The organism is Verrucomicrobiota bacterium (assembly GCA_037139415.1).
GTDB lineage: Bacteria > Verrucomicrobiota > Verrucomicrobiia > Limisphaerales > Fontisphaeraceae > JBAXGN01.
This window is the reverse complement of record JBAXGN010000270.1, coordinates 1-7,739: the sequence shown is the minus strand read 5'-3', so window position 1 is coordinate 7,739 and position 7,739 is coordinate 1. Positions and strand designations below refer to the sequence as shown.

The window sequence follows — 7,739 nt, the reverse complement described above, 5'->3', positions numbered from 1 at the left end:
TTATGTCCGGGCTTCTTAAAAAAACTGCTTTTCTAAGTCCGACAGGCTGCTAGTGTTCCGAAGATGCCAAATGATCCACTCACCGTAATTGTGTTTTCATACCCGCTGGGGTCATGCCGATTAATCGGGTCATCACTGCAATATAAATACTTGTGCAGAGTATCTGGTTCCTGCCTCCGCCCACCAAATGGGTCCCGTGTCCAAAATCTCCCCATCCCTGGGTTCAAATACCGCGCTCTTAAGTAATAGAATCCAAGTGAGCTATCATATTGTTCGCCTGCGAAGAGATAGTTGTTTGCTGTTGATCCGGTGCCGGCGATACCAACGCCAAAAGCTTCATAGGTGTAGGTATCGGTCACAGCACCCGCCGCCGAGGTCAGGAACCGGGTATTCCCGTTACCGTCATAGCCAAAAAAGCTCGTCGTTCCGTCGCTCTGGCGTTGGCTGATCATGTCCAGCCCGTGGGTGTAGAGGCGGCTAGGAGTTGCACCCACCGTGGTGAGCTCTTCCAGGACTTGCGCATAGCCAGTCGGATTGCGGTCGTCCACGAGGTAGTACGTGGTCACTCCGGCGACAGTTTTGCGAACGCGGTTCCCGTCGCCATCATAAACAAAAACGGCGGTGCCGTTGTTAAAGTTGGTCAGCCGGTTCTCGAAGTCATAGGCGTAGCTGTTGCCACCGGAGTTGGTGGTGCTCCCGTTATTATTATAGCTGTCGCCGGTAACCCAATCGTTTGTGCCATAGTTGGCACTGGTGGTGGCCACATTGGGCACGCTGGAAGTGCGCGTGAGCCGGTTCCCGACAGCATCATAGGTATAGCCAATCGTTCCCGTTGGCGCTGTGCCAGTGATCGTCTCGTTCGTCAGCCGGTAGAGCGGGTCAAACCTCCATGAGTTCGTGCGATATGTAGTGCTGAGGTACTCCACCAAATTCGTGCGAGTGCCAGCGGCATCCAATCGGTAGGCAAAGTTGGCCAGTCCAATACTTGAACTGACCAGCCATACAATTAAAACGCTGAATAGTGAATTCACAAAGTCAATTTATATGTTGCACGTGTTTGAGTTTTTGCAGCTTGTTGCCTTTGTATTTACTGTGATTTTTCAGCACGTTTGAAAATAATCTCATGTGTTCCACAATTTGAGCATCTCAAGTGCCGGTCAAAATGCTCATCATCTATCTTTTCATCGTCAACTTGCAGGTACGCGAGTCCACAAGATGGACAGCGAACCATCTCATGCGGATTTTGGATGAGGGCGGTTGCCGCTTCAATCCAAGCAGAGTTATCTTTCATTTAAATATCTCCTTGTATGCACGTTCGGCAAACTGATATGCATCTACGGTTTCTTTTTGAACTAAACTTTGTGAGACCGCCCCACCAGAGGTGACCTGACTGCTGGAAAGCCTATAAAGCTCATGAAGAATGGTTTTGGTCATTTCTTCCTCAGAAGCAAAAGCCTCCTCACCTAACACGAAACCGCGCTCTTCAAACCAAGTAATAGCTGAAAATGGGAGTTTGGGTTGATATTGGATGGTCCTTCCATTTATTATGAACCGACTAACATTACCTGCTTTCTGTGCAGTCCGAATCTGTGCTAATTCTGATGATGCCAATATTTGCTTTGCTTCGTTAGCAATCGCCATTTCTGTTCTTGATAAAGTGCCAATATTTCCAAGCGTACGCGCAGCGACTAATGCTGTTCTTAAAGTCCTTATTTCGCCAACCACATACTGCATTTCTGCAAGGGGATTTCCACCACTAGAAATATATATTCCTAAGATGCTTTTATCGGCTGTAAGCAGTCCTGCATTGTCGGCAACAACAAGACTTAGGGTTAATGATGTGAGTGCAATTCTGGAAACATTAATGATAGTTGCATGAGACTGGGCAAATAAATACATGTAGGCCCCCATACTATAGTAAAGCCCTGATATGCTAAACTCATGTCCAGTAGGATCGATTCCGATTATTGGATTGTTATGAACATAGAGATACTTGTGCAATGACGACGGATCTTGGTTACTTCCGGAAGCGGAATCTCTTGTCCAAAACCTCCCCATCCCCGGATTCAAATAACGCGCTCTTAGGTAATAGAATCCAAGGTTTGGATCATATTGCTCCCCACTATAAAGGTAGATATTGGCCGTGGTGCCGCTGGAAGTTAACAAGGTGCCGAAGGCGTCGAAGACGTAGGTATCGGAAATAATGCCGTTGGTGCCGGCCAAATAGCGGGTGTTGCCGTTGCCATCGTAGCCGTAAAAGCTAGTTGTGCCGCTGGCAACCTGGCGTTGGGAAATCAGGTCCAGACCGTATGTGTAACTTTTAGCCAGATTCGTTGTGCCGCCGGAAACGGTCAGTTCCTCGATCACTTGGGCATAACCGCTGGGGTTGCGGTCGTCCACCAGGTAGAGGACTTTGACGCCATTGGTGGTAACGGATACCCGGTTGCCATTGCCATCATAAACGTAAATGGCGGTGCCATTGTTGAAATTGGTCAGGCGGTTCTCGAAGTCGTATTGATAAACATTCCCGCCATTGGTCCGAGTGTTGCCATTGTTGTCATAGACATCGGTGGCCAGCCAATCGTTGGTGCCGTAGGCAAGGGTTTGGTTAGTGATTCCGGTGAGGGTCGAGGTGCGATTAGTGCGGTTGCCGACAGCATCGTATCTGTAGCTGGCGGCTCCCGTTGGCGCGGTGCCGGTGAGGGTTTCGTTGGTCAAGCGGTAGAGGGGATCATACTGCCAGGAATAAGAACGGCTGAAGCCGTTGACCAAATCACTAAGGCTGGTACGGTTACCGGCTGCACCTAACTGATAAGCAAAGCTGGCCAGGGTGCCAGACCCGGTTTTAGCGATCAGGTTGGTGAGGCGGTTCAGGGAATTATAGCTGTACGTGTTGGTGGCGGTGTTCGGGTAACGGACGGTTTGGAGGTTGCCAACGGAGTCGAAACCGTAGCAGGTTGAGTTATTGAAACGATCCACGACGTTGGTAAGGCGGTTGAGCTGGTCATAGTAATAATTGACCAGGGTGCCGTTAGGGGTTGATGAGGCGATTTGCGAGAGGTTCCCGAACGCATTGTACGTGTAAGTGAGGTTGCCTTGCGGGGTGTTTTTGGTCAGGAGCCGGTCGCGGGTGTCATAGGTGTAGCTATAGGTGCCGCTGGCATCCACCATGTTGGTCCGCTGGCCGGTGGGTGAATAGGCGTAGGTGACCTGCACCACGTTACTGACTGACTTGCTGAGGAGGCGGTTCATGACGTCATTGGTAAACGTGACCACCAGGCCGGTGAAGTTGGTCAGGAATGTCAGGTTGCCATTGCGGTCATAGGCCCGGCCTTCACTCTGGCCGCCGGGGAGGATGGTTCGCACCTTGCGTCCCAGGTTATCGTACTCGAAACGATTGGTTCGCAACAGGGCGTCAATTTGCGCGGTCTGGTTGCCCACTTCATCATACGCATAGCGGGTGACGGTTTGCTGGGTGGTACCATGGGCGTTGGTGACAGCCACGAGGCGGTCTAACGCGTCAAAACCAAAACGTGTGACGATGCCCGCCTGGTTGGTGGCCCCAACTCGACGGCCAAGACCGTCATAGGCGAAGCCTTCGCTCGTGCCATCCGGGTACTTGATCCGGATTTGGCGGTTCAAGGCGTCGAAAACATTGGTGGTGCTGCGATTCAGGGCGTCAATGAGATTGGTTTGGTTGTTGTTGGCATCCAAGCCCATCCGCGTTGCCTGGAAAAGGGCATTCGTCACGGCAATGCGCCTGCCAGTGGCGTCAAAGCCGTAATAGGTGTATTGGGGCGTTGTGGTCGGCAATCCCGGTCCTGAAGGCATGACCGGGTAGAGGACGGTGGTAACGACGCGACCGGCCAGATCGTAGATATTCGCCGAACCGATGCCATCCGCGTAGAGGGTGTAATAGAGTCTGCCAGAGGGATCGTAATAAAATGAGGTCGGGTTATGCGATCGGTCCGTGGAGTTCGTTTTTCGGCCCTCGGCATCGTACGCTATCGTTTCGTAGGTTGCGTCCGGGAAGGTGGTGTTTGTGAGCAAGGCCCGCGCATCGTAAAAAAAGAAATTGGTGCGCCCCATTTTGTCCACCGTGGATGATTGCAGGCCCGCGCCATTGAAGGCTACGCGGTTCGTCGCGCCGTCTGGCCCGACGGTCATGGTGACGCGATTGCGCGCATCGTAAAGATTGCTGGTCACCAGGGTGATAGTGCCGCTGGGACCGGTGCGGGTGCGGGTTTCCGAGAGGCGGTTGCCGTTGAGGTCGCAAACGTAGGCAACGGAATTATTCAAGGCATCCACCAGGTTGGTGAGGAAGCCCAATTCATTGTAGCCATAACGGGTGACGGCCTGCTCGGGCAAACCGGCAGCATTGGTCTCGGCCGTCCGGTTGCCCCGGTCGTTGTAGCCGTAGAGACTGACGATGCCCAACCCGTTCGTGACGGCCACGAGGTTGCCGGTATCACTATAGGCGCTAATCGTTCCATTGCCCAAGGCGTCCGTCGAGAGCAACGGTTGCCCAAACTCATTATTGCTCGCGGTGACGCCCTGCTGTAGTGCGTTGGTTGAACTGATCAGGTTATCGTTTTCATCATAGGCATAAGTGGTTCCTTGCTTGAGGGCATTTGTCTCGGCGATCAGAAGGCCCCGGTCGTTGTACGTGTAGATTTCCATGCCGTCGTAGGGATGCTGAACCGCGCCGAGCAAACCGGACGGCGTGAAATATTGGACGGTTGAATACCCCAAACGATCGGTGGTGACCTGGCGGCGGTTGGGGACATCGTACGTGTAAGTCACCGGATTGTTAAGGGCGTCAAATTGCTGATACAACCGGCCCGCCGAATCGAAAACGTTCCGCTGGACGATCACGCCACGGGGATCTTTGATGCTGGTGACAAAGTTTGAAAAAACGGTGTTGGTATAAGTGTAATAGGTGTTCTCGTAGGTGCCGCCGCCCGCGCGATCAATCAACCGGGCCACGTTGGTGAGGTTCCCAATGGCGTCGTGGCGATAGATAATGGTCGGGACTCCGTTCGAGGCGACGGCGATCGGGTCATAGACGTTGTTGACCCAGCCGTTGTTTTCGTCCAAGTCAAAGTGGACGGACAACGAACCTCCGGAAGACGGATTTGACCATGTTAAATCCGCACTGGTGGGATCGTTGACCACGTAATTGACCTGGTTGCCGTTGCGGTCGGTGAGGGAGGTGAACTTGCCATTGGCGTCAAATTTGTATTTCTTTCCATCTGGTGCCGTAAACGTATAGTCGGTTAAAGCCGGTTCGTACGGCGTGATCGTAAGAAATTCGTCAATACTTGCGAGCGTCAGTGGTCGTGCCCAGGGCCGCCCAAGGCCTTCGTCCATGCCAATCGTATTGGGAAGACGCGGAAGTGTCAGTGCTGCATTCTGTCCTGAAACAGGAAAGAACACGAGATCGACAGGCTCTTCGTTGTAAACGTCAGGCTTGGTGCCGTTATTGATTGTGTTGGTCTGGCTCGTCCGGAAGATAATCAATGGCGTGAAGTAGTATTTCTCGCTGTCGCTGAGCGAAACGACCAGCAAGTGGGGCGATGATTCACTCATTCCATACGGACCCGTCCCTGCCCCTTGCCAGCCGCTGGAAAGTGATGGCACCTCAATGTTGATATCGTCATAGTTCCCCTTCCAATTGAACCCTAAAAGCCCATTCGTCCTGAAACGCGTATCATACCGGCGGCTGATGGTGAGTGGAATACCGGCAGTGGGGATTTCGAGGTCCGTGGCGGAAAACGCCACCTGCCCAACGTTGGTTGGCCAGTAATTGGTGAAGGCGATGCCTTCCGATGCCAGCCCTGTATTGTCCGGATCATCGGTTAGAGCCACGGCGGTGAGCGTAAAAGCGCCAACCGGCGCGCTTCGCCAATAGAAATTATACGGGGGCGAATCCACCGTGCCAATGAGCTTGCTGGAAGCGTAAAAGGCGACCTGGGTGACATTCCCGCCGCCTGCGCTCGCTTGCAACAAAATGTTGGTCGGGACGATAGCGGTGGAGCCGTTTAACGGGCTGTCCAGGCTGACCGTGAGGCCGGTTTCCTTGGCGATGACCACCGAGTTCGTGCGGCTGTATTGTCCATCGCTGACGACCAATTGAAAATGATAGATGCCAGGATCGGTAAGATTGACGGTGGTGGTTAGGTTGGTTGGGTTGACGATTGTGGCTGCCGGTCCGCCGGTTTGCGACCAGAGATAAGTGAGCGTGCGGCCTGACGGCAATCCGTCATCCGCAGCGGAGCCGGACAAGGTGGCGCTGGTGCCGGAAACGACCTGCTGGGTGCCCGCGCTGACGGTGGGCGCGAGGTTCACCGTATAGTAATTAGATTTAACATCCGAATCCAGCAGCCCCAGCGCAAAGGCACGCGCTTGCAAGATAGTGGTATTGGCAATGGGAATGGAGTTGCCGCTGGGAATGAAAAAATCGGTCATCGTGGGCACCGCGCCATTGGTGGTATAATAAATGTATGAGCCTTCGGTACTGCAAGAGATGACCACGCTGGTCGCATTGCTATAGTAAGCGCCGGGGGGCGTAAAAACGGGCGTCATCACCTTGGGGGCAACGGCGCTGTTGGAGGCGGCGATGAAAAAGACATCGGGATTGGTGGGGGCAGTGAAGGTCAACGTCGTCTGGCCCACGGTGCCCGTGCCCAACAAGCCCCAGTTGGTAAGCTGGTACGGGAGGTTGGTGGTGAAGAGAACCCGATAGGAGTAATTGCTGTTGGCGCCATTCAGCGTAAAGCTGACTGTGTTGTTAGACAGCACAAAAGGGCTGATGACGAGTTCCGCGCGCAGCCACAGAATGGCAGAAAAAGCCAGAGCGAACAGGACGACACTGACCAGACGGCGATTAGTTTTCATAAATTTCTCTCTAAACTTGGGCTAACGTCTGAAACACCTTATACAGTTTCCTTAATTTTGAGGCAACAAGAAAGTAGAAAATACAAAAATTCCGCAAGGTGGTTTCCGTCCCAACTTTCGCTTTGAGCCGCTCGATTTTTGTCAGGTCCGAACGCGGAAATATTAAAATGGACGGGCATCCGCCCGATGCGTAGCGACACTTCTCCCGTAGTCTCGAAATCCTCCTTGTAGCGTTGGCGATTGACAAAGAACAGTGGCCCCAAAGGACTAACCCCTGGACCTATTTACCCGCAGGCAAACCATAACTCCCAGGGTAAATCTTCTACCAGGGCCCAATCCAAGTTATGGGCCAGTTCCTTGAGGGTTACTTGCCCCAGCCGAAAGTTGGAAAAGGGGTTCGGAAAAAGGGTTCGACTATAACAACGCCCTAAAAGAGACCAATTTATTGTACAGTCTGCGGCAGTTTACGCATTTGTCGGTCAATAACGAAGAATTTAGGTGTAAAACCATAGTATGGTTCGTTTTTCTCTAGCCGGGGTGTTCAGATTCCAGATTCCTGCCACCTCACCTCCCTGGCTCCCAAGCTCCTATCTTCTTCAGTCAATTTTTTTGCCCGAAAATATTTCTGCAAAAGTTGGCTTCGGCCTTCGGTCTTGGCATCTTCTGGTCTTAATTTTTTTGCCAGTAAATATTTTTGCCATGTCCGGCTTCCCATTTTTATGCCAGTTTCATCTTTCTGCAAGGTTCCAGCCCCATTTTACCGGCCTTTTTCCCCTGAAAATATTTCTCAAACTTTTTTGAGGGTAGGACCGTATTTGTCCTACCCCCCATGCTACGCTGTT

The 7,739-nt window shown here is 52.4% G+C and carries 4 protein-coding genes; all 4 read right to left on the bottom strand.

All coding sequences use genetic code 11. From position 1 onward, the window contains the following. Positions 1–32 precede the first annotated feature (32 nt). The 4 genes from WCO56_27760 to WCO56_27745 all read right to left on the bottom strand — a co-directional run bounded on the left by WCO56_27760 (position 33) and on the right by WCO56_27745 (position 7,639). The gene (locus WCO56_27760) at positions 33–1,031 is read right to left on the bottom strand and encodes an RHS repeat-associated core domain-containing protein (GenBank protein ID MEI7733399.1); all 999 of its coding nucleotides are present in this window, start codon (positions 1,029–1,031) and stop codon (positions 33–35) included. 56 nt (positions 1,032–1,087) lie between these two features. Then, on the bottom strand, positions 1,088–1,291 hold the full coding sequence (locus WCO56_27755; GenBank protein ID MEI7733398.1) for a hypothetical protein: 204 nt from the start codon (positions 1,289–1,291) through the stop codon (positions 1,088–1,090). Beyond that, positions 1,288–6,897, bottom strand: a complete 5,610-nt coding sequence (locus WCO56_27750) for an RHS repeat-associated core domain-containing protein (protein MEI7733397.1) — start codon at positions 6,895–6,897, stop codon at positions 1,288–1,290. Before WCO56_27750 ends, WCO56_27755 begins: the two co-directional genes overlap by 4 nt. Positions 6,898–7,438: 541 nt before the next feature. Further along, entirely contained in the window at positions 7,439–7,639 is a 201-nt protein-coding gene (locus WCO56_27745) for a hypothetical protein (protein ID MEI7733396.1), read from the bottom strand. Positions 7,640–7,739 lie beyond the last annotated feature (100 nt).